This window comes from Saccharibacillus alkalitolerans, from assembly GCF_011090185.1.
Lineage (GTDB): Bacteria > Bacillota > Bacilli > Paenibacillales > Paenibacillaceae > Saccharibacillus > Saccharibacillus alkalitolerans.
In genome coordinates this window covers 371,240-392,818 of sequence record NZ_JAAFGS010000003.1, presented here as the reverse complement: position 1 = coordinate 392,818, position 21,579 = coordinate 371,240, and the positions used below count along the sequence as shown (strand labels likewise).

General features: G+C 58.9%; 19 protein-coding genes and 1 tRNA gene. 12 read left to right on the top strand and 8 right to left on the bottom strand.

Annotated features, from left to right (window positions below; genetic code table 11):
- Positions 1 to 199: 199 nt before the first annotated feature.
- Positions 200 to 1,285: an AI-2E family transporter gene (locus GYN08_RS10580; protein WP_166274172.1), complete on the bottom strand. Its 1,086-nt coding sequence runs from the start codon at positions 1,283 to 1,285 to the stop codon at positions 200 to 202.
- A 242-nt stretch (positions 1,286 to 1,527) separates the two neighbouring features.
- Here GYN08_RS10580 and GYN08_RS10575 point away from each other — a divergent pair, with 242 nt between their 5' ends.
- Positions 1,528 to 1,809: a DUF6171 family protein gene (locus GYN08_RS10575; protein WP_166274171.1), complete on the top strand. Its 282-nt coding sequence runs from the start codon at positions 1,528 to 1,530 to the stop codon at positions 1,807 to 1,809.
- On the opposite strand, the gene GYN08_RS24065 is transcribed toward GYN08_RS10575, so the two are convergent.
- The 5 genes from GYN08_RS24065 to nirB form a co-directional block, all read right to left on the bottom strand.
- Entirely contained in the window at positions 1,806 to 2,648 is an 843-nt protein-coding gene (locus GYN08_RS24065) for a methyl-accepting chemotaxis protein (RefSeq protein ID WP_166274170.1), read from the bottom strand. The genes GYN08_RS10575 and GYN08_RS24065 overlap by 4 nt on opposite strands.
- Before the next feature lie 135 nt (positions 2,649 to 2,783).
- Positions 2,784 to 3,629, bottom strand: a complete 846-nt coding sequence (locus GYN08_RS10565) for a methyl-accepting chemotaxis protein (protein ID WP_166274169.1) — start codon at positions 3,627 to 3,629, stop codon at positions 2,784 to 2,786.
- A gap of 237 nt (positions 3,630 to 3,866) precedes the next feature.
- Complete coding sequence (locus tag GYN08_RS10560; protein WP_166274168.1) at positions 3,867 to 4,694, bottom strand: formate/nitrite transporter family protein; 828 nt, start codon at positions 4,692 to 4,694, stop codon at positions 3,867 to 3,869.
- A gap of 108 nt (positions 4,695 to 4,802) precedes the next feature.
- Positions 4,803 to 5,141: a nitrite reductase small subunit NirD gene (nirD, locus tag GYN08_RS10555; protein WP_166274167.1), complete on the bottom strand. Its 339-nt coding sequence runs from the start codon at positions 5,139 to 5,141 to the stop codon at positions 4,803 to 4,805.
- A 146-nt stretch (positions 5,142 to 5,287) separates the two neighbouring features.
- Positions 5,288 to 7,732 (bottom strand): nitrite reductase large subunit NirB, encoded by a 2,445-nt coding sequence (nirB, locus tag GYN08_RS10550; RefSeq protein ID WP_166274166.1) that lies wholly within the window; start codon positions 7,730 to 7,732, stop codon positions 5,288 to 5,290.
- Positions 7,733 to 8,429: 697 nt separating this feature from the next.
- On the opposite strand from nirB, the gene GYN08_RS10545 reads away from it, so the two are divergent.
- The 10 genes from GYN08_RS10545 (at position 8,430) to GYN08_RS10500 (ending at position 17,147) form a co-directional block, all read left to right on the top strand.
- Positions 8,430 to 9,533: a GntR family transcriptional regulator gene (locus GYN08_RS10545; protein ID WP_166274165.1), complete on the top strand. Its 1,104-nt coding sequence runs from the start codon at positions 8,430 to 8,432 to the stop codon at positions 9,531 to 9,533.
- A gap of 164 nt (positions 9,534 to 9,697) precedes the next feature.
- A tRNA-Leu gene (locus GYN08_RS10540) sits at positions 9,698 to 9,781 on the top strand.
- Between the two features lie 247 nt (positions 9,782 to 10,028).
- Entirely contained in the window at positions 10,029 to 12,563 is a 2,535-nt protein-coding gene (locus tag GYN08_RS10535; protein ID WP_166274164.1) for an excinuclease ABC subunit UvrA, read from the top strand.
- A 153-nt stretch (positions 12,564 to 12,716) separates the two neighbouring features.
- Positions 12,717 to 13,346 carry a 50S ribosomal protein L25 gene (locus GYN08_RS10530; RefSeq protein ID WP_166274163.1) on the top strand — a complete coding sequence of 210 codons (630 nt, stop codon included), beginning with the start codon at positions 12,717 to 12,719 and terminating at the stop codon, positions 13,344 to 13,346.
- Between the two features lie 239 nt (positions 13,347 to 13,585).
- Positions 13,586 to 13,873, top strand: a complete 288-nt coding sequence (locus GYN08_RS10525; protein WP_166274162.1) for a Dabb family protein — start codon at positions 13,586 to 13,588, stop codon at positions 13,871 to 13,873.
- 105 nt (positions 13,874 to 13,978) lie between these two features.
- The gene (locus tag GYN08_RS10520; protein WP_166274161.1) at positions 13,979 to 14,416 is read left to right on the top strand and encodes a DUF86 domain-containing protein; all 438 of its coding nucleotides are present in this window, start codon (positions 13,979 to 13,981) and stop codon (positions 14,414 to 14,416) included.
- A gap of 39 nt (positions 14,417 to 14,455) precedes the next feature.
- Positions 14,456 to 15,553 carry a DUF4261 domain-containing protein gene (locus tag GYN08_RS10515; RefSeq protein ID WP_166274160.1) on the top strand — a complete coding sequence of 366 codons (1,098 nt, stop codon included), beginning with the start codon at positions 14,456 to 14,458 and terminating at the stop codon, positions 15,551 to 15,553.
- A gap of 149 nt (positions 15,554 to 15,702) precedes the next feature.
- Positions 15,703 to 16,509, top strand: coding sequence for a glutamate racemase (gene racE, locus GYN08_RS10510; protein ID WP_166274159.1), 807 nt, complete (start codon positions 15,703 to 15,705; stop codon positions 16,507 to 16,509).
- A 78-nt stretch (positions 16,510 to 16,587) separates the two neighbouring features.
- Positions 16,588 to 16,893: a HesB/IscA family protein gene (locus tag GYN08_RS10505; protein ID WP_166274158.1), complete on the top strand. Its 306-nt coding sequence runs from the start codon at positions 16,588 to 16,590 to the stop codon at positions 16,891 to 16,893.
- Between the two features lie 26 nt (positions 16,894 to 16,919).
- A complete protein-coding gene (locus GYN08_RS10500) occupies positions 16,920 to 17,147 on the top strand; it encodes a DUF1450 domain-containing protein (protein WP_166274157.1) in 228 nt (75 codons plus the stop codon).
- A 140-nt stretch (positions 17,148 to 17,287) separates the two neighbouring features.
- Here GYN08_RS10500 and GYN08_RS10495 read toward each other — a convergent pair whose 3' ends face one another.
- Both GYN08_RS10495 and GYN08_RS10490 read right to left on the bottom strand, forming a co-directional pair.
- Positions 17,288 to 19,309, bottom strand: a complete 2,022-nt coding sequence (locus GYN08_RS10495) for an LTA synthase family protein (RefSeq protein WP_166274156.1) — start codon at positions 19,307 to 19,309, stop codon at positions 17,288 to 17,290.
- Between the two features lie 46 nt (positions 19,310 to 19,355).
- Positions 19,356 to 20,501 carry a THUMP domain-containing class I SAM-dependent RNA methyltransferase gene (locus tag GYN08_RS10490; RefSeq protein WP_166274155.1) on the bottom strand — a complete coding sequence of 382 codons (1,146 nt, stop codon included), beginning with the start codon at positions 20,499 to 20,501 and terminating at the stop codon, positions 19,356 to 19,358.
- A gap of 277 nt (positions 20,502 to 20,778) precedes the next feature.
- Here GYN08_RS10490 and GYN08_RS10485 point away from each other — a divergent pair, with 277 nt between their 5' ends.
- A complete protein-coding gene (locus tag GYN08_RS10485; protein WP_166274154.1) occupies positions 20,779 to 21,435 on the top strand; it encodes an O-methyltransferase in 657 nt (218 codons plus the stop codon).
- Positions 21,436 to 21,579 lie beyond the last annotated feature (144 nt).

The window sequence follows — 21,579 nt, the reverse complement described above, 5'->3', positions numbered from 1 at the left end:
CCTCTGAAACATAGAGATTGACCCCGGCGATGCCACCTCGCCGGGGTCCTTTTTTTGCGGAATTCTGCGATTCGGACTTCGTTTCGGCACTGGATGTGCGGCTGGGCCGCGAATCGAAAAAAGACCGAACCCGGAGATAGGGCTCGGTCTTTTTCGAATGAAGCCGTTACAGAAGGGCGGAGCCGCCCTGACGCGAAAATTATTGGATGTTCGGCGGCATCGCCGGCGGTTCGTCCTTTTTCTTCAGCGAAGCTTTGCCGCCCGGTTCGAGCGGAACTTCCAGGATGTCGAGCAGGAAGATGAAGATCGGCACGCCGACGATCAGTCCCCATGCGCCGAGGAAATGTTCGCCCAGCAGCAGGATGAGGAAGGTGAAGAAGATCGGCAGATGCGTTTTGTTCGACATGAATTTCGGGTTGAGGATATACGCTTCGAACGCATGCAGCACGACGATCATGATCAAGATGTACAGGATCATCTGCAGACCGCCTATATTGAAGGCGATCGCGCACAGCGGAATCAGCGAGACCACGACGCCCATGACCGGAACCAGGCCGAGCAGGAAGATCATCAGCCAGAGCGCGAACAGATTCGGGAATCCGAACGCCCACAGGAAAATCAGCGACAGCAGCGAGTTGGTCAGCGAGATCATGAACTGGACTTCCAGCACTTTGCCGAACGAAGCGACGAACTTGCGTCCGAAGTATTCCAGCTCCGTGAAGAAGTAAGCGGCCTTGCTGTAGCGGAACTTGGACATGAGCGACGATATTTTGTCTTTTTCCAGATTGAAGAACAAGCTCAGAATAAAGGCGATGAACAAGTTGAGACTCAATTTGCCCAGATCCGTCAGCGTATGCAGAATGAAATCCAGCCCGCCTTCGACGTAGCTTGCGATATCGAACTCTTTGATCGAATTCATGATATAGCGGGTAAAGGCATTGTCGGGCACGACCAGATTCGACAGATTGTTGTAAAAAGAAATGACCTGATTGATCAGCTGTTGAATTTCGTAGATGAACACGGGCAGATAGCGGTAGATGCCGAATCCGAGCGCAAATACCAGCAGAGCGTACGTAAGGACCAGAACAAGTTTGCTGTTGAGCTTGATGCGGTCCGTTCCTTTGCGGATAAAGCGGTGCAGGCGGTTCATCAGGTAAGTGAGGATAAACGTGATCAGCAGCATACTGAGCATGCTCCGGAGCGAAATAATCAGCACGACGGCCAGAATAAGCGCCAGCGTCCTGCGAATTCCCGGAATGTAAAAGAAATCTCTAAGGGCCTTCATGAAATCGTGGTTCTCTCCTTCAAAATCAGACTTTTTGGCGGATGTGTGGTCTTGCTGCGCCGAACCTTCTATCTAACAGTTTAGAGTCTGGAGGCCGGTAAAAGCAAGAACGGAAAAGGCGAGGGCGAAGGCGCGGCGCAAATAAAGCGACCGAACATTGACTCCGGGCACGAATTTGTTCTTATAATAGGGAAAACGAGAGTGATTCGCCAATAAGCAAGTTAAGACAACGGAGGGATGTCATGCGTCAAAATCAGCGAACGTGCCGAAGCTGCGGAGACGAATTTGCGGTGAACGAGCGGCAGATGGAGAGGCTGCTGGCTTCGCCGGCGTTCGCTCCCGAGCTGAGGGTGTCCGAAGCCGAATACGAATCGCGCCTCGCGGTCTGCGAGAGCTGCCCCAAATTCCACGGCGGCACCACCTGCATGCTCTGCGGCTGCCTCGTTCCGGTTATCGCTCATCTAAAAAGCAAAAACTGCCCGTATCCCGGCGGGAGCCGGTGGGCAGCCTGGGGCGAAGCTTAAGCTTGCGCCTTAACATGATACTGCAGCAGGCTTTTCGACAGGTTCTGCATCGTTTCGCCGGTCTGCTGCAGACGATCGATAACGTCGGTGAACGATGCGACCAGCTCAGACTGCTGCTGCGAAGAAGCGACAATCTGTTCGATCTCCGTTTCCATGACGCGAATCGAATTTTGAACGTCTTTGAGGGCCGTTTCGATGTCGGCGGTCGCCGTTTTGGAGTGGACGGCCAGCTTGCGCACTTCGGTCGCCACGACGCCGAAGCCGGCACCGAGCTCGCCGACGCGCGCGGCTTCGATCGCGGCGTTGAGGCCCAGCATGTTGGTCTGGTCGGAAATTTCCTTGATCAGCGTCGCCACGTTCGTGATTTTGCCGGACTTTTGTACGGCCGTTTTGGTGTTCTGCAAAATCTGCTCGCTCGTTGCCTGAAGCTGCTCCGAGTGGGCCGCGATGCTCTGCGCCATCTCCCCGAGCTGCTCGGTAATCGAGCCGTTCGCCTGTACGATCGCGTTCAATTCGTCCCGGCTGGTCTGGTTGTAGGTGAGGTTCAGAACCGCGACCACTTCTCCGGCTTCGAGGATCGGAACGACGACGGATTCCAGCGGTTTGCTGTACCATTCCGGAGGAAACTTCAGAATGAAAGGCTCGGTTCGCCCCTGCAGCGTCACAAAATTCTCAAATCCTTCTTTCATCGGTTCGCCGGTCTGATAACCCAAATGAAAGCTGCCCGCTTGTTCATAGTAGAGAACGTGCGTCGCGTCATAAATCGTGACCGCGATCTCCTCTCGGGCCACCGTACTGAACAGAGGAGCCATTTGCAGCAGAGCTTCTAACTTGTTCATCTATTCACATTCCTTTCCGCATATAGACAGTCAACAACCTATTTATCGGAAAATAAACGTTTTTTTTGAATACGGCAAGCAAAAAAAACCGTCCATTCCCTTTAAGAGAAGGACGGTTTTGAAGGTTGAAAAAAGTTAACGAACTTCTTCGTGATAACGGGTCAGGCTGCCGGACAATTCCTGCATCGCTTCCCCGGTCTGCTGAAGGCGCTCGATGACGTCGGTGAACGTGGTGACGAGGTCCGCCTGCTCCTGCGAGGAAGCGACGATCTGGGAGATTTCGCGTTCCATCACGCGAATGGACTCCTGCACGTCTTTCAGCGCGACTTCGATATCGGCGGTCGCCGTTTTGGAGTGGACGGCCAGCTTGCGCACTTCGGTCGCCACGACGCCGAACCCGGCGCCCAGCTCGCCGACGCGCGCGGCTTCGATGGCGGCGTTGAGGCCCAGCATGTTGGTCTGGTCGGAAATTTCCTTGATCAGCGTCGCCACGTTCGTGATTTTGCCGGAGTTTTGCACGGCGATCTTCGTATTCTGCAGAATCTGCTCGCTCGTTGCCTGCAGCTCCTGGGAATGGGCGGCCACGTGCTGCACCATTTCGACCAGATTATCGGCGATCGTACGGTTATCGGACGCGATGCTTTTCAGCTTCTCCTGGTTGGTCTGATCGTAAGTAACGGTCAGCACGGCCTCGACTTCGTTTTCTTCGAGCAGCGGGATGATCACGGCATGCAGCGGATAACCGTAGCCGAACATATCGGCCGGATACTCCGCAAGGGTCGGATTTTTGCTGCCTTTCAAAGCGCCGAAGTTTTCGAAACCGGGAAGCAGCGCTTCGCCGCTTTTGAGACCGAGATCGAAGTTTCCGTACTGGGCATAGTACAAAATATGGGTGCGATCGTAAATGGTAATGGCTGTGTTCTCGCGCATCATCTTGCCCAAATAAGGGGCTGCCGCGATCATCGAATCGACAATACTCATACTGCGTTTCACAATCCTTTCTATGTAGGGGACCTAAGTCTTAAGTATGAATCGAATATAAAGGGAATAGGACTTAAATTCAATATTAATATTGAAAATCATCGAAATACAGGCAATAGGAACTAGTCTTTCCAACGACCGAAAACATTTTCCGAAGCATGCTTCGCGCGTAAGCCAAGATCGAAGCAAAGAAAAAGCCTGCCTTTCCGGCAGGCTTTCTCGAGGAAAAGGTTCTCTTTACGAAGCGGAGCGCGTTTCTTGCTGAGGAACTTGCGGCTCGCTTCGATCCGATTTGCGGACCGGCGAGATGAACCAGTAAGCTGCGGCCATGAAGAAGGCGCCTCCGACGATATTGCCCAGCGTAACGGGAATCATGTTGTGCAGCCAGCCCGCGATCGTGATCGTGGCCGGATGGCCCGGCAGCAGCAGCGCCGTGCTGAGCAGCGTCATGTTGGCCACGCTGTGCTCGTATCCGCTGGCGATGAAGGCGAACAGGCACCACCAGATGAGCATGATTTTCGCGGCGTCGTTCGTCGTCCGGCTGGCCATCCAGATCGCCAGGCACACGAGCCAGTTACAGAGGATGCCGCGGAAGAACAATTCCATAACGGGCAGGCTCATTTTTTTGGCCGCGGCGGCGAAGATCAGATGTTCCGGAGCGATGCCTTTGAACAGGCCCGTTCCGAGAACGAGCAGGCTGAGCACGATCGCGCCGGCAAGGTTGCCGAGGAATACGAGCGTCCAGTTTTTGCCGAGGTCTTTTACCGAAGTGCGTCCGGCCAGCGTAGAAGCGGTGAAGAACATATTGTTGCCGGTGAACAGCTCCGAGCCCGCGAAGATGACGAGCGTGAGGGCGATCCCGAACGAAGCGCCCATGACGAGCGGCTGGAACGGGGACTTGATAGCGGCGAGCGGAGCGCCGAGCGAGAAGATCAGGATGATGCCGAGTCCGACGAAGGCCCCGGCCAGCATGGCGCTGACGAAATAGCGGAGAGGATGCTTGTCCATGAAATCTCTTTTTTTGACTGCGGCTTCTACAACGGATTTGACACTTTCGGTAAACATAAGATTCAGCCTCCCGGGCGCGCGAATGGGAAATGCGGGTGAAGCGGCGCGGCGTGCAGGCGATGGCCGACAGGCAGCGCGAATTTAATCATGCTGTTTTAACGAAGTTTATTTCGTGAATAAAATCACTTGATCGTCCCGGACTTCGATACGGAACGTTTGAACCTGTCCGCTGTCGGGTTCTTGCACGAAACCGGTCTGCAGATCGATTTTCCAATCGTACAGCGGATCGTAGATGTAACGGCCGGATACGATCGCTTCGGCGAGCGGGCCGCCTTTGGGATGGGGGTTGCGGTTTTCGATTGCATAAAATTCGTTGTCGGAAGTGCGGAAGACAGCGATTTCGGTGTCGTCGACGAGGAAGACTCGGCCGATTCGGCTCGGAAAACGGTCCAGGCTGTCCAGCGCGACGCCGTTTGCGGTAAGGGTGTTCAATTCATGGTTCATGGTCAGGCTCCTCTCGGAATCGTTCTGTAAGGTCGTTGCGGGCGAAACGGGCGGGAGAGACCGGAGATGAACAAAAGATTTTTCGGTGTCTCTCCGCCGGCGTTTCATCTATAAGCATGCGGCAGAGCTTATCGCCAAGTCTGGATTTAGGCTTGAGGAACAGCCGGTTTGGCCGTTTCGAACAGCTCGCTGCGTGTCTTCTTGTCGTTCAGCACTTTCTTCCACGGATCTTCGACGAAGGTCAGCGCATGCTCGATGCTTTCAACCAGCGCTTTGCGGCTCTCCGCGTCCGCGACCGTCTTGTTGTAGATGTCTTCCAGGCCGATCCGTTCGACCCATTCCGACGTCCGTTCCAGATAGTTGCCGGTCTCGCGGTAGTACTGCATAACGGCGGCTACCGTGTCGGTCAGCTCCTGATCCGTTTTGACTTTGCAGAGCGAGTCGGCCAGTCTGGCTTTGATGCCGCCGTTGCCGCCGATGAAGATTTCCCAGCCGCCGTCGTTGCCGACGATGCCGATATCTTTCGTGCACGCTTCCGCGCAGTTCCGCGGGCAGCCGTTGACGGCCATTTTGAATTTCGCCGGGAAGTCGAGCCGCTCGAATTTTTGTTCCAGCATGGCGCCGACGCCCATCGAGTCCTGGGTACCGAAGCGGCAGTACTGCGAGCCGACGCAGGTCTTGACCGTGCGGAGCGATTTGGCATAGGCGTAACCCGAAGGCATGTCGAGCTCTTCCCATACTTTCGGCAGATCTTCTTTCTGCACGCCGATCAGGTCAAGGCGCTGTCCGCCGGTGACTTTGACCGCTTTGATGCCGTATTTGACCGATACGTCGGCGATTTTCTTCAGGTCTTCCGGAGTCGTCACGCCGCCGTACATTCTCGGAACGACCGTGTACGAGCCGTCTTTTTGGATGTTGGCGTTCATGCGTTCGTTGACGAAGCGCGATTCTTTCTCGTCTTTGTGTTCGCCCGGGTAGATGACGCCCAAGTAGTAGTTGACGGCCGGGCGGCACTTCGAGCAGCCTTCCGGATTGTGCCATTCCAGCACGTGCATGACTTCCTTGGTGGTGCGCAGCCCTTTTTCCTTGATGCTGGCCACGATTTCCTGACGGCTCAGAGGGGTGCAGGCGCAGATGCCGGTTTTGGCCGTTTTTTTGAAACCGTCGCCGAGCACGTAGCTCAGAATTTGTTCGACGACCGGTTTGCAGCCGCCGCACGAGCCGGTGGCGCCGGTGCAGGCTTTGATTTCGTCGACCGTCGTCAGTCCTTTTTCGTTGATGGCGTCGACGATCACTTTTTTGGTGACGCCTTTGCAGCCGCAGACGATTTCGTCGTCGGCCATTTTTTCGACGGCCGCCGTTTTCGACTTGCCGCCTCCGCAGTGGCCGCCGGTGCCCATCAGGTCGCCGTAGATTTCGTCGGTCATTTCCGTGCCTTCGCGAACGTACTTCTGAAGCGAAGCCGATTCGGTCACGTCGCCGAAGAGGACGGCGCCGACGATCTTGTTGTTTTCCAGCAGTACTTTTTTGTAAGTGCGTTTCCATTCGTCTTTGGCCGCGATAACGGTATGCTGAGGTCCTTCGATGAACTCGCCGGCCGAGAACACGTCCACGCCCGAAATTTTCAGTTTGGTCGAAGTGATCGATCCCGCGTACCCGTCCGTGTCGATGGCGCAGATATGTTTCGCCAGCACGTTGCCCTGTTCGAACAGCGGGGCGACCAAGCCGTAGCAGACGCCGCGGTGTTCGGCGCATTCGCCGACCGCGTAGACGTCCGGAGCCGATGTGCGCATGAAGTCGTCGACCAGGATGCCGCGGTTCGTCTCGATGCCGCTGGCGTCGCCGATTTGTTTGTTCGGACGGATGCCGACCGCCATGACCACGAATTCGGCGTCCAATTCTTCGCCGTCCGTGAACACCAGCTTGCGTACGCGGTGGTCGCCCTGCATTTCGGCCGTCGATTTGCCCATCGCGAATTTGATGCCCTGACGCTCCAGCTCGGCTTTCAGCATGGCCGAAGCCTGGCTGTCCAGCTGGCGTTCCATGAGGTCGTTCATCAGGTGAACGACGGTGACGTCCATGCCGAGTCCGACGAGGCCTTTGGCGGCTTCGAGGCCGAGCAGGCCGCCGCCGATAACGGCCGCCGTTTTATACTGCTTCGCCGCTTCCAGCATCTGGTCGCAGTCGGCGATATCGCGGAAGCCTACGACGCCTTCGCGTTCGCTGCCCGGGATCGGAAGCATCAGCGAATTCGAACCGGTCGCGATCAGCAGCTTGTCGTAGCTTTCGTTATGTCCGCCGTCGGTAAGCACCGTTTTGCTTGCCGTGTCGATCTTCGTTACGGTAGTGCCCGTGTGCAGGGTAATGCCGTTTTCTTTGTACCAGTTCCAGTCGTTAATCACGATGTCTTCCATCGTTTTGCTGCCTTCGAGCACGTAGGAGAGCATGATGCGGTTATAGTTGGGATGCGGCTCGCTGCCGAATACGGTAATCTCGAAGCGGTCGGTCAGCTTCAGGATCTGTTCGACCGTATTGATGCCGGCCATGCCGTTGCCGATGACGACGAGTTTTTCTTTCGCTGGGGTAGTCATAATAAGGTGCCTCCTTGGCGGTTATATTCATGGGAGAGAATGAAATGTGATATTCTTCACAAGTTAACAGTCGGTAAACGGCGGGCCGGGCAGAGCCGGTAAGCCGCCGCTATTTCAAATTTGATCTAACTTACAAGTTTATTATATTTAATTAAAATTCAAAGGGTTTGTGATTGTAATCACATTATATGTGAATTTTTTCACTGATATTTGTCACAATTTAAAGTTTGAATAGAACTATCTTCAATTTTATATATCGGACCCGATCGATCGAATCATAAGCCCCTGACATAAAAGGAACAGCATTACGGAATAGACTCGAAAAAGGGACGGGTCGCGCTTGCTTTTTTGAAGAGGCGGTTATAAGATAGAGTTGTACGTACAATTTTAAGTTTATGAAGACGAACTTTAAAGGTATGTACAATCGGCGATCGGCCGAACTTCCTGCCGCGCGGCGGAATGCCGAAGACAAGCGCTGGTCCTGAATTGAAAGCGCTATCCTGAGGTTGCGACTTATACAACCCGACCGGTCACGGTTCGTTGGACTCGGCCGCAGGCATTAACTGTCCCCGAAGCCGCTCGCTCGTGATACACTAATGGAGTTTGGATCGCAGGACAATCCGGCACGCCCGCCGACGATTTCTTTCGGCGGATCGGACCGAATACGGCACGTAAATACAGACCGAGGTGAATCACGATGAGCAAGCGGCTTCCCAAATATATCGTATTGAAAAATGAACTGCTGAGCTGGATGGAGAGCGGCAAGTTGTCGCCGGGCAGCCAGGTCCCGTCCGAGAACGAGATTGCCGAGCAGTTCTCGCTGAGCCGGCAGACCGTGCGCCAGGCGTTCTCCGAACTGGAGAGGCAGGGACTGCTGGAGCGGGTGCAGGGAAAGGGGACGTTCGTGCGCAGCGCGGGCTTTCGCGAAGAAGCGGCGCAGCCGCGGACGATCGGAATCGTCACGACCTACATTTCCGATTATATTTTTCCGCATATCGTGCGCGGCGCCGAGGCCGAGCTGCGAAGCCGAGGGTATCGGCTGCTGCTCGCCAGCACGGACAACGACAAAGAGAAAGAGATGGAGTGTCTGCGCCTTATGCTGAGCGAGCCGCTCAGCGGGCTGATCATCGAGCCGACGAAGAGCGCGGAAGGCAATCCGAACCTGCCTTTTTACCTGTCGATGCAGTCGCGGAACCTGCCGTTTCTTATGATTAACGAGCGCTACCGCGAGCTTGAAGTGCCGTGCCTGAAAGTGGACGACGAGCTGGGAGGCCTGACGGCGGCCCGCTATCTGATCAAGCAGGGCCACCGCCGGATTGCCGGTTTCTTCAAAACGGACGACCTGCAGGGCGTGAGCCGTCTGCGAGGCTTTATGCATGCGCACCGGGAAGCGGGGATTCCTCTGGCTCCGGAACATGTCGTTACTTATGCAACGGGACAGAAAGGCGAGCTGCCCGCCGCGAAAGTCCGCGAGCTGCTGTCCGCGCAAGAGCGCCCTACCGCGCTGGTCGCTTATAACGACGAGCTGGCCATGCCGCTGATGAATGCGGCGCGCGAACTGGGATTGTCTGTGCCGGACGATCTGTCGGTCGTCGGCTTCGACGACTCGGCGCTGGCTTTGGCGTCCGGCGTGCCGCTGACGACGCTCTCTCACCCGAAGGAAGAAATGGGCAGGGAGGCGGCACGGCGGCTGATCGCCATGATCGAAGGCGAAGCCGACGCGGCGGGCGATCCGGACGACGTCTTGTACGTGCCGGAATTGATCGAGCGGAATTCGGCGGTCGCTCCGGCGAGCCGGTAGCGAAAATGCGGATTGCCGTTCCCCGAGCAAACGCGCGGCAATCGTCGAATCGACAAGACGCCCTTTGGCATGAATTATAAAATTTCTTGCCAAAAGGGCTTGCGTCGCGCCTGCTAACCGTGTTATATTATTCGGGCAGGGCAAAACGCTCGGCATCATAATAAGCGGTCGTGGCGGAATTGGCAGACGCGCACGGTTCAGGTCCGTGTGGTAGCAATACCGTGGAGGTTCGAGTCCTCTCGACCGCATCTATGAATAAAGAGAACCCCAGGATTTCCTTCGCGGAAATCCTGGGGTTCTTTTTTGCGTTTTTTCGCGGGGCGTGCAGCCGGCTCTGTTTCTGAAAGCACTCATTCCGGTAAAGAGGAAAGGGAGAGGATCGGCAGCCGCTCCGGTCCCTCCGGAAGCCGATTCGCGGAATCCGGGTAGGCGAGGCTGGACAAAAAAGCAGCGCCGGCCGGCCAAGCCGGCTGCAGACGCGAAGGAGGAATTTCGATGCATTCTATAAATAAATCCGGTCGGCACGAAGGCTTCATTCGCGTAAGAGGAGCCGCCGAACACAATCTCAAGCACGTCGATCTCGATATCCCGCGCGATGCGCTGGTCGTGTTTACCGGCGTCTCGGGATCGGGCAAATCTTCCCTCGCTTTCGGCACGCTGTATGCCGAAGCGCAGCGCCGCTATCTGGAATCCGTCGCGCCGTACGCGCGGCGGCTGATCCAACAGGCGGGCACGCCGCAGGTGGAGAGTATCGAAGGGCTTCCGCCCGCGGTCGGGCTTCAACAGCAGAGAGGCGTGCCGCAGGAGCGCTCCACGGTCGGCAGCCTGACGACCGTATCCAACGTGCTGCGCATGCTGTATGCCCGCGCGGGCGATTATCCCGAAGGGCAGGGCGTGCTGTACGCGGAAGACTTCTCGCCGAATACGCCGCAGGGCGCCTGTCCGGAATGCCAGGGACTCGGACGGATCTACGACGCGGACGAATCTTCGATGGTGCCGGACCCCTCCCTAAGCATCCGGCAGCGGGCGATCGCTTCCTGGCCGGGCGCCTGGCACGGGCAGAATCTGCGCGACATTCTGATCTCGCTCGGGTACGACGTCGACAGACCGTGGAGAGACCTGCCTCGGAAAGACCGGGACTGGATTCTGTTCACGGACGAACGGCCTTCCGTCCCCGTCTATCCGGGGCTTAGTCACGAAGAGATTCAGGAGGCGATCGCGTCCGGCCGCCGCCCGGATTATATGGGCAACTATATGGGCGCCCGCAGGCTGCTGCTTCAGACGTACGCTTCCGCCGACGACGCGGGCAGAAGACGGAGGCTGGAGCCGTATCTGCGGGTCCGTCCGTGTCCGCTGTGCGGAGGCAAGCGCTTGAAGCCCGAAGCGCTGTCCGTCAAATTCGCCGGCTTCGATATCGCGGAGCTGTTCCGCATGCCGGCCGCGGCGCTGAAAAAGACGCTGGAAGACGCCGTCGCTTCCGCGCCCGAAGCCCGGGGCGGCCGCGACAACGAGAAAAATCTCGTCGCGCGCCGCCTGGTCGGGGACGTGACGGGGCGCCTGGAACGACTGACCGATATCGGGATCGGGCATCTGTCGCTCGATCGTTCGGCTCCGACGCTGTCGTCGGGCGAACTTCAGCGGCTGCGTCTCGCCACGCAGCTGATTTCCAAGCTGTTCGGCGTCGTCTATGTGCTGGACGAACCGTCGGCGGGGCTGCACCCGGCGGACGGAGAGGCGCTGCTCGACGCGCTGGCGGCGCTTCGGGACGCCGGAAATTCCGTGTTCGTGGTGGAGCATAACCTGGACGTGATGCGGCAGGCGGAGTGGTTGGTGGACATCGGCCCGGAAGCGGGCGACCGCGGCGGGCGCGTGCTGTACAGCGGTCCGCCGGAAGGATTGGGCGAGATCGGGGAATCCGTGACGAAGGACTATCTGTTCGGACGCGGCGCGGAACGCCTGCGCGAACGCCGTCAGCCCGAAGATTGGTTGACGCTGAGCGGCGTGACGTTCAACAATCTGAACGGGCTCGATGCCGCTTTTCCGCTCGGCTGCCTGACCGCCGTGACCGGGGTATCGGGATCGGGAAAATCGAGTCTCGTCTCGCATGTACTGCCGCAGCTGCTGGCCCCGCATCTGGGCGCGCTGCCGGAGGAACCGGAGGAGGAAGCCGAAGGCGATGAGCCTTCCGCGATCGCGGGAGCGGTCGGCGGCGGCGCCGAGACGCTGCGCCGGCTGGTCCGCATCGACCAGAAGCCGATCGGACGGACGCCGCGTTCCAATCTGGCGACGTACACGGGATTTTTCGACCATGTCCGCCGCCTGTTCGCGTCGACGCCGCTTGCCCGCGAAAGAGGCTACGCCGCGGGACGCTTTTCGTTCAACGTGGCGGCGGGACGCTGTCCGGTCTGCGAAGGACAAGGCTTCGTTCAGGTCGAGCTCATGTTTCTCTCGAGCCTGTACGTGCCCTGCGCGGAATGCGGAGGGGCTCGCTATAACGCAAAGACGCTGGAAGTGACCTGGGAAGGCCTGAACATCGCGGACGTGCTGGCGCTGACGGTGGAAGACGCCGCGGCCTTTTTCGCGGGGCAGCCGTCGATTGCGCGTCCGCTGTCCGTGCTGCTGGATCTGGGACTCGGCTATTTGAAACTCGGGCAGCCGGCGACCGAGCTGTCCGGCGGCGAATCCCAGCGCATCAAGCTCGCTTCGGAACTGCAGAGGACCCAGCGGGGACGGACGCTCTACATCTTGGACGAGCCGACGAACGGGCTGCATCCGATCGATGCCGACCGGCTGCTGCGCCATCTCGACGCGTTGACGAAAGCCGGCCATACGGTCGTCATGGTCGAGCACGATATGCGCATCGCCGCGCAGGCGGATTGGATCGTCGATCTCGGTCCGGGCGCGGCCGGGGAGGGCGGACGCATCGTCGCGTCCGGCACGCCGGAAGAGGTCGCGTCGGTCCCGGACAGCCGAAGCGCCGAATATCTGGCCCGCTGGCTGCCCGGAGACGGCCGTCCGCAGCCTTATTGACGGAAGCTTCCGCCGGCGACCGAACGACGTGCGTGATACAAGTTAGCTTCCCCGGGGTAATAGAATAGGGTGAAGACGGAAAAGGCGCCGGCGCAGTCCGGAAATACGCCTTTTGCCGCATGAATTGTCCAATTCCAAGGAGGTCGATTAGTCATGAGTAAAGCACTTACAGCCGAGAAAAGAAACGGTTTTAAACGTTCCGATATCAAAAGCCTGCGCCAGAGCGGCCGCGTTCCCGCGGTCGTATACGGCAAAGACGCGGCGGGCATTCCCGTTCACGTCGATGCCAAGGAACTGCAGCGTCACGTGCAGCTCGGAGGCGCCGACATTTTCTCCTTGAACGTCTCCGAAGGCTCGCCGATGCAGGTGATGATCAAGGACGTTCAGCGTTTGAACGGCCGCATCATCCACGCCGATTTCCTGAAAATCGACAAAAACACGCCGGTTCGCGCGACGATCGCGGTTGATTATCAAGGCGAAGCCAAAGGCGCGAAGGAAGGCGGCATCTTCCAGGTGCAGGCTACGGAGCTCGAAGTCGAAGCGCTGCCGGACGACCTGCCGAGCACGCTGGAAATCGACATCTCGAATCTGGAAGTCGGCGAAAAGCTGACCGCTGCCGACATCAAGCTGTCGGATAACGTCAAGCTGCTGTCTTCCGAAGAAGAGATTCTCGCTTCCGTGGTGCTGCCTCAGGTTACGGCGGAAGATACCGAAGACGCCAACGCGTCCGGCGAGCCGGAAGTGGCGCCGGAGCGCGTGGGCGACGAAGAAGCATCCGAGTAAAAAAGCGCGCGGCCCGGAGCCGGCGCCTGCTTCCCGAAGCAGGACCGCACCCCCGCCGCCGCGCAGCGAAAAGACCGTCGGCCGCTTTGCGGCCGCGGTCTTTTTTTTGTCCGCGCGCATTTTTCGGGAAATCGACGCGCGCATTTTGGCTGAAACCGCTCTCCTTATGATATAGTTTCTTTGTGAGCTTTTTTGGAAAGCATGGGCATTCCTTAATCCGCGTAGGGAGATGAGAAAATATGATCAAGCACATCGTCTTTTTTAAGTTGAAAAACCGTTCGCCCGAAAGCGTGACGGAAGCGGCGGACGTACTGCGCAGCATGGACGGTCAAATCGAGCAGCTCAAGTCGCTGGAAGTCGGCGTCGACATCCTGCGTTCGGAGCGCTCCTACGATATCGCGCTGACAGCGACCGTCGAGACGCTCGACGACCTGGAAGCGTACCAGGCGCATCCGGTGCACCGGAAAATCATCGAGTACATCAACGGAGTCAAGGACATCTCGCTCGCGGTCGACTACGAAGTCTGACGATCCGTCCGTGACCGGGCAGCGGCGGCGAAGCCGGCGGAAGACCCGGGAACACGGACGGGCCGCGATCGGGCGGCGGAGCGAAAGACACGGGAGGAACCGACATTGTATTACGTGAATCGGGAACAGATCGAGAAGCGTCTGCTGTCGCTGCCGCAGACGATCGAAGCGATGCGGCTTGCCGCGGCGGAATGGGAAGGCACGCTGCTGCAGGGGCTTGCCCAGGAGCGCGCGCTGCATCTGGCTTTGGAGGCGGTGACGGATATCGGAAGCTACCTGATCGACGGCTTCATTATGCGCGATGCGGGCAGCTACGAGGACATCGTCGACATTATCCACGGGGAAAAGGTGATCGACGACGAGCTGCAGCATACGCTGCTCAGGCTCGTCAGGCTGCGCCGCCCGCTGGTACAGGATTATTACGAGTGGGACCGGAAGACGCTGCATCCGATGACGATGGAGCTGCCCGCCGCGCTCGAACGGTTTGCGGACCGGGTGAACCGGTATCTGCTGAGCGAGCTCGGCGAGAACCGGCCGCAGTAGACGGGCGGACCGGACAGACACGGAGGAGGAAGCGGACATATGGCCGATTCGGCAGGGCAACAACCGAGAGAAGGCAAACGAATGAAACCGGGCTTTTTGCCGGTATACGCGGTCGAGCTGCTGTTCCGGGAGGAACCGCAGCTCGACGCTGCGCACGTTTTGCGAAGCATCCATCAGCGGATTCGCAAGACGGCGATCAATACGGGGCCGTTCCGGGAAACGGAACGGGTGGAGAACGAAGCGCTGCGGCGCAAAGAAACGACGGGCGACGACCGGTTCGAGTTGGCCGCGGTCTTTTACCACGGCGATTACACGGTCGCGTTCACGGATGCCGAAGTGCCGGCGCAGACCCGCCTGTTCCGTCCCAGACCGATCCGCGAGGATCTGAACTGGGAGGGCGTGCTTCAGCAGAGCTGGAAATGGGAAGGCGGAGAGGAGCGGCTGGAAGAATATCGGTACGCGGTAACGCTGTGCGATTGGTACGCGGCCATGCTTCCTTTCGAGCGGCGGGTGGAGATGTTCCAGGCCGTGCTGGCCAGCGTCATCGAAACGACCGGCTGCGACGCGATTTACTGGCAGCCCAGCGGACAGCTGGTCGATGCGCGCGCCTTCATGGCGGCCCATCTGCACGAGCCGCTGTACGGGGCGCTGAACGTTCGCGTCTATCAGATGCAGCGGCAGGACGAAGTGCTGGTCGATACGCTGGGACTGACCGCGCTGGGCGTCCCCGATATCCAGTGCCGCGTCGTCGGAATGACGCCGGACCGGGTCATTCCGATGATCTACGGCGCTTCGTACTATCTCTACGGCAACGGCGGCGAAGTCGCGGACGGGCAGCTGCTCGGCGGCGCCGGCTTGAGATGGCGCTGCGAGCGCCAGCGTTCCGCGCTGGCGCCGGAGCGGGCGGTCGTCGATCTGAATCCGGGCCATCCGTATTATGCCGGCACGCAGACGGACGATCCGGTAGGCTACGAAAAAGAAGAGGGCGATTGGGGCGACGACTCCGACTCGGCTTCGGGCTACCGCCTGCGCGAGGAAGACGGAACGGAATTCCGGACCGAACGCGAGTACCGCATGCGGGAGAGCCGGCAGTCGGCGGATTCGCATGCGCCGGGCCGCGCTTCCGAGGAAGAGTGACGGATCGACCCGAAAATCGTCTTGCGGCGGAGTTTGCGCTTCGCTATGATAGAGGTTAGGCTCAATTTCAACCCCGGTCCGTGCCCGGCGGTCAGACTGTCCGCCGGATACGGCTATCCGGGAAAACGATATGAAGGAAGCGTGTACTCGTGCAGCAAGCTATTGCCATAATGGATTCGGGAGTCGGCGGGTTGACCGTGGCCAGAGAGGTCATGCGCCAGCTGCCGCGAGAGCAGATTGTCTACTTCGGAGATACCGCGCGTACGCCTTACGGACCGCGCGATCTCCTGGAAGTCCGCGCGTTTACGGAGCAGATTGTCGACTATCTCATGAGGTTCGATCCGAAAATGATCGTCATCGCCTGCAACACGGCGACCGCCGCGGCGCTGGATACGATCGCCGCCAAAGTCGACATTCCGGTCGTCGGCGTCATTCATCCCGGCGCCCGCGCGGCGATCACCAAGGCGAACAACGGGATCATCGGCGTCATCGGCACCAAGGGAACGGTGGACAGCGGAGCGTACGCGCAGGCGCTGAAGCAGATCTCTCCCTATGTCAACGTCGTCAGCCGCGCCTGTCCGCCGTTCGTTCCGCTGGTCGAACAAGGACATTTCAGCGGCCGGGCCACCTACGAGATCGTCAAAAACGAGCTGCTGCCGCTGCGCGCGCTGCCGCTCGACTGCCTCATTTTGGGCTGCACGCATTATCCGTTTCTCGCCGATACGATCCAGCGGGTGATGGGGCCGTCCGTCAGCTTGATCAGTTCGGCGGAGGAGACGGCGCGCGAAGTCAGCACCATTTTGTACGAAAGAGGACAGCTGGAGACCGGCGACTCGGTTCCCGAACATCGCTTCCTGCACAGCGGGGAATCGGACATGTTCGAGAAAATCGCGCAAAAATGGCTGGCCGAGTACATCGCGAGAACCAAGGCGATTTGGCAGGTCGCGTCGTTCTGACGGGCTTTGCCGCTTCGCTGTCCGCGTCATCATACCACTACGGGCCTCGGCCGATGCCGCAGGCGGAAGGAGTCTGTCATGAAAGTCAAAATTACGCGCAACGCCGCGAAGAAATTGATGGAAGAACTGAACAAGGAAGAGAACAAGGACATGAAGCTGCGCGTATTCGTTACGCATTCCCACGGCGACCATGCGCATTACGGCATGGACCTGGACAAGCAAAAAGACGGCGACGAACTGGTCTCGACCGACAAGGACATCGACGTGCTGGTGGACGCCAGCGAGCCGATGCTCGACGGCATCAAGATCGATTATTTGTACAGCGCCCAGGAAGAAGGATTCGTGATCACGAATCCGGCGAAGGGCAACCACGGCGATCACTAAGACCGCCGAAGAAGAAGGGAACAATCATGGCCAACGATATTCGCGTCTGCGACAAATGCAAACACATCCGAATGAAGACGATCGTGCCGAAGCTGCAAAAAATGGCGCCCGACGCCGAGATCAAAGTCGGCTGCAAGTCGTACTGCGGTCCCTGCGGCAAGCGGGCGTTCGTGTTCATTAACGGTCGTTACGTCAGCGCTCCGACGGAAGCCGAAGTGCTGGCGAAGGTCGAGCCTTTTATCAAAAAGGCATAAGCGGCCCGGCGCCGTTTGGTTATCGGTAAGTTGTCATCGGTACGACAGCAAAAAAGCCCCGCAGTCCGTTCGCACGGATGGCGGGGCTTTTGTCGCGGAAACGATTGAACGAAAAGGCGGGCGAAGAAGACGCGCGGCCGCTATTTGCCTTTCAGGGGAGGGAGCAGGTCGCGCGTAATCACGTCGTCGGAAATCGACAGCCGCTTGGCCGCTTCTTCGTAGCCGGCCCGCGCTCTCTCGACATCGGTCTTTTGCCGCGTCTTCAGATCGTAGCAGACGCCGTTTTCGAACACGCCGTCCGCGGAAGGCGCGTAATAAATCTTTCCGTCGGTGAAAGCGCCGGATCGCAGCACGACGAGCCGTCCGCGGTCCGCGCCGTTCAGAAGATTGCTGCCCATCAGATCGTAATCGCCGGAATCGATGCCCAGCAGAGGCAGCAGCGTCGGCATGATGTCGAGCTGACCGCCGGGTTCGTCGTACGTGCCGGCGAGTCCACCGTCCGGCAGATGGATCAGCAGGGGCACCTGGGCCATCATCTGCTCGTAGTCGAAAGCCGACAGTTCGCGGCCGAGCAGGCGTCCCGCCGCTTCGCGTTCGTCGAGCGAATAATCGTGATCGCCGTAGAATACGAAGATCGTATTTTCCCACAGCCCGTCGCGTTTGAGCCGCTCTACCATTCCGCCGAGCGCGGAGTCGAGGTAATGCACGGACTGAAGATAATCGCCGAACGTCGTGCCTTCGAACTCGCCGACATCGAGTTTGTCTTCGTCTTTGAGCGCCAGGTTATAAGGATGATGGCTGGACAGCGTAATCAGGAACGAATAAAAAGGCTCCGGCGTCTCTTCCATAAAGCCGACCGACTGATCCAAGAAAGAGCGATCGCCGAGCGACCAGCCGAGCGGCTCGTCGATCTCGTAGTCCTGCTCGTCGTAGAAGCGGTCGTAGCCCATTTCCTTGTACATGCGGCTGCGGTTCCAGAAACTGCCGTCGTAGGCGTGATACACGTTCGCCGCATACCCGCGCTCTTTCAAGACGGAAGCCATCGTATCGAACGCATTGTCCGCGTAGCGGATAAAGACCGAACCCGAAGGCAGAGGATGCAGAGAAGCGTTCGCGCCGAGGTCGGCGTCGGATGTCCGTCCCTGTCCCGTCTGATGATAAAAATTGCCGAAATACAGACTGTCTTCCCGAAGCTTGTCGAGGTTCGGCGTGATCGGCCGTCCGTTCAGTTCTTTTCCGACGAAAAAGTTCATGAACGCTTCGCCCTGTACCGTGATCACGTTGCTTCCTTCGTACTTGCCCAGCAGCTCCGGAGGCCCCATGCGGGCTTCACGGTTGTCTTCGAACCAGCCGCGGATTTCGGAGAGCCGGTCTTCCGGCAGCTCGCGTCCCTTCTCGATCGTCGTCTGCGCGTAGCGGTAAGCGTCGATCGCATGGAAGCCGAGCAGTCCGGTGACGTTATAGACCGACATGTTCCACCAGTTGTTTTCCAGCAGGTTTTTGGCCCAGGTCTGGGAAGCGTGACGGATCGGGAAAAAGGCGGCCGAGAAGCCGATCGCCAGCAGCAGCAGCCCGGCGGCGAAACGAAGCGTCAGGCGCCGAGCCCGGCCGTGCCGGACGGCTCCGTCCTTGGCCGGCGAGAAAAAGGACCGTTCGGCAGAACCTGCAGCGGGACGGTCCGCGGCGGGAAGCCACCGTTTTTTTCGGCGGCCGGCCAGGCTCCATAGAGCGGCGGCCAGCATCGGCGGCCAATCGGCGAACAACCAGAGATCGCGCCAGCGGAGCAGCTCGGCGATGCTCCCGCCCAGCGAGTCCACCTGCCCGGCCTGCAGCAGGACGGGCACGGTAAGGAAGTCGCCGAAGTAGCGGAAATAGACGAGATCCGCGAAGATCAGCGCGGTGAGCAGCAGGTCGAGCAGAGCCAGCGCCGGGAAGCGTCCGCGCGGCGGAAGCCAGAACACCCAAAATGAGAGCGCAACCAAACTTCCCGCCGCGACCAGCGTGTCCACTCCGTTCATCGTGATGTAGGGAAGCTGCAGATTGCCGTGAAGCAGCCGCAGCTTGCCCAGCATCAGGCAGAGGAACAGAACGTAGAGCACGGAAGTAAAGAGAAGACCCGGCTTGCGGCCGGGCCCGTGCGAAGCTTGATTAAAAAAAGACATTCAGAGCACCTCCTGATACCTGAAACGATAGAACGCCTGCAGCCGACTAGCGGCGCGGAGGCAGCGGTCCCAAAAACTGCAGATACTGGCACTCGATCCGTCCGTTGAACAGCTTGCGGCGCTTGTCGGCGCGCTTGCCGAAGTTCTGCTCGAAATTGGCCGTCGGCGTGATGGCGAAGAACGACCAGTCCGGCAGGTCCAGCGCGGCGCGCCCGAGCTGGCGGATCATTTTCTCCACTTCTTCCTCTTCGCTGAGGCGCTCGCCGTAAGGCGGGTTCGTAATGACGACGCCGAATTTGCCTTCCGGCTTGAAGCGTGCGACCGGCTGCACGGTAAACGTGATCTCGCCGCCGAGCCCCGCGCGTTTGGCCGAAGCCTTGGCGATCTCGATCGCTTCGGGATCGACGTCGCTGCCGCCGATCTGCAGCGGGATATCGTCGCGCACGGCGTCGAACGCTTCGTCGCGCGCCGCGCTCCACAGTTCTTCCGGCACGAAATCCCAGCGCTCGGAAGGGAAAGTGCGGCGCAGCCCCGGCGCGATGTTCCAACCGATCAGAGCGGCCTCGATCGGCAGCGTGCCGGAGCCGCAGAACGGATCGAAGAACGGACGGTGTGGGCCCCAGCGGCTCAGCAGGATCAGCGCGGCGGCCATCGTTTCTTTCAGCGGCGCTTCGACGGTCGTTTTGCGGTATCCGCGTTTGTGCAGGGAAGGTCCCGTCGTGTCGAGGGTGATCGTCGCGACGTCATTCAGCAGCGCCACTTCCAGCGTGAACAGCGGGCCGTCTTCGTCGAACCAGTCGGTCCCGTACGATTCCTTCATTTTTTCGACGACCGCTTTTTTGACGATCGATTGGCAGGCCGGCACGCTGGACAGCTGCGACTTGTGCGAGCGTCCGTTGACCGGGAATTCGCCGTATTCGGGAATGAACGCCGCCCAGTCGACGGCTTTGACGCCCTGGAACAGTTCTTCGAACGTCAGCGCCGGGAATTCGGCCATCTTGATCAGCACGCGGTCCGCGGTGCGCAGCCACAGATTGGTGCGGCAGATGTCGGCGGGTCCGCCGGTGAAAGTCACCCGGCCGTTTTCCGTGCGGGCGTCGGCATAGCCGAGGTCTTTGAGTTCGCGTGCGACGACCGCTTCGATGCCCATCGGGCAGGTGGCGATCAAGGTCAATTTTTCTGGGATTTTCATAAATTCAGCTCCGTTTATAAGGTGAAAATGTCGGGCGTTCGCATCGGCGGGAAGAGGGAAACGATCCGCCTTCCTGCTTGTGGAGCCCGCAATAAAATCGTACAATCGTTAAATGAAGAACCGGCGGAGGCCGGAAAGGGCCTGATGCGGTCTGCATGTAAACGCACCGCCGCGTTCAGCGCTCAATCTAGTATAGGGGAACGGTGTTCCGGTTACAATATATTAAGGACGGATCATCGGGCAAATCAGGCGGAAGCGAAAACGGAGAGTGGAGAAAATGAGCGAACTGCATACGGACGTTACGGCGGCCGAAGCTTATATGGAAAGTCTGGCGGGCGAGGACGAACTGCTGATCCGGATTCGGGAAGCGATTCGGGAAGCCGGCATGCCGGAAGTATCGGTGGCGGCGGGATACGGAAAAATGCTGACGATGCTGGCCGCGCTGAGCGGCGCGAAGCGCATCTTGGAGATCGGCGCTTTGGGCGGATACAGCGGCGTATGCATGGCCCGCGGCATGGCGGAAAGCGGTACGCTGACTTCGCTGGAGCTGAAGGCGGAATACGCGAAGTTGGCGGGACGCCATCTGGAGCAAGCGGGATTCGGCGGCAGATTCCGTCACCTGGTCGGGCCGGCGCTGGAAGGATTGGAGCGGCTGAAGAAGGACGGAGAGACGTTCGACTTCTTTTTTATCGACGCGGACAAAGGCAATTACTTGAATTATCTGGACATGGCGCTGGAGCTGGCCGAACCGGGAGCGGTGATCGTGGCGGACAACCTGCTGCTGCGCGGGCGAACGCTGAACCCCGACAAGAACGGTCCGGCGGTGCAGGCGGTGAGGGAGTTCAACCGCCGCATGGCGGAAGACCCGAGGCTGCTCGGCACGCTGCTGCCCGCCTACGACGGCCTCGCGGTGGCAATGGTGAAGAAAGCGTGAAAGTTGAATGAGAATATGCCGCCGCCGGTTCTCAAACGTCCGGTTGGGGTGGATAATGAATAGGTGCAAAATCGTCAAGGAATCGTCGTAAACGAACCTTGTGATAAATGTCTCAAAAGCGCATAATGAAAGTTGACTGTATTT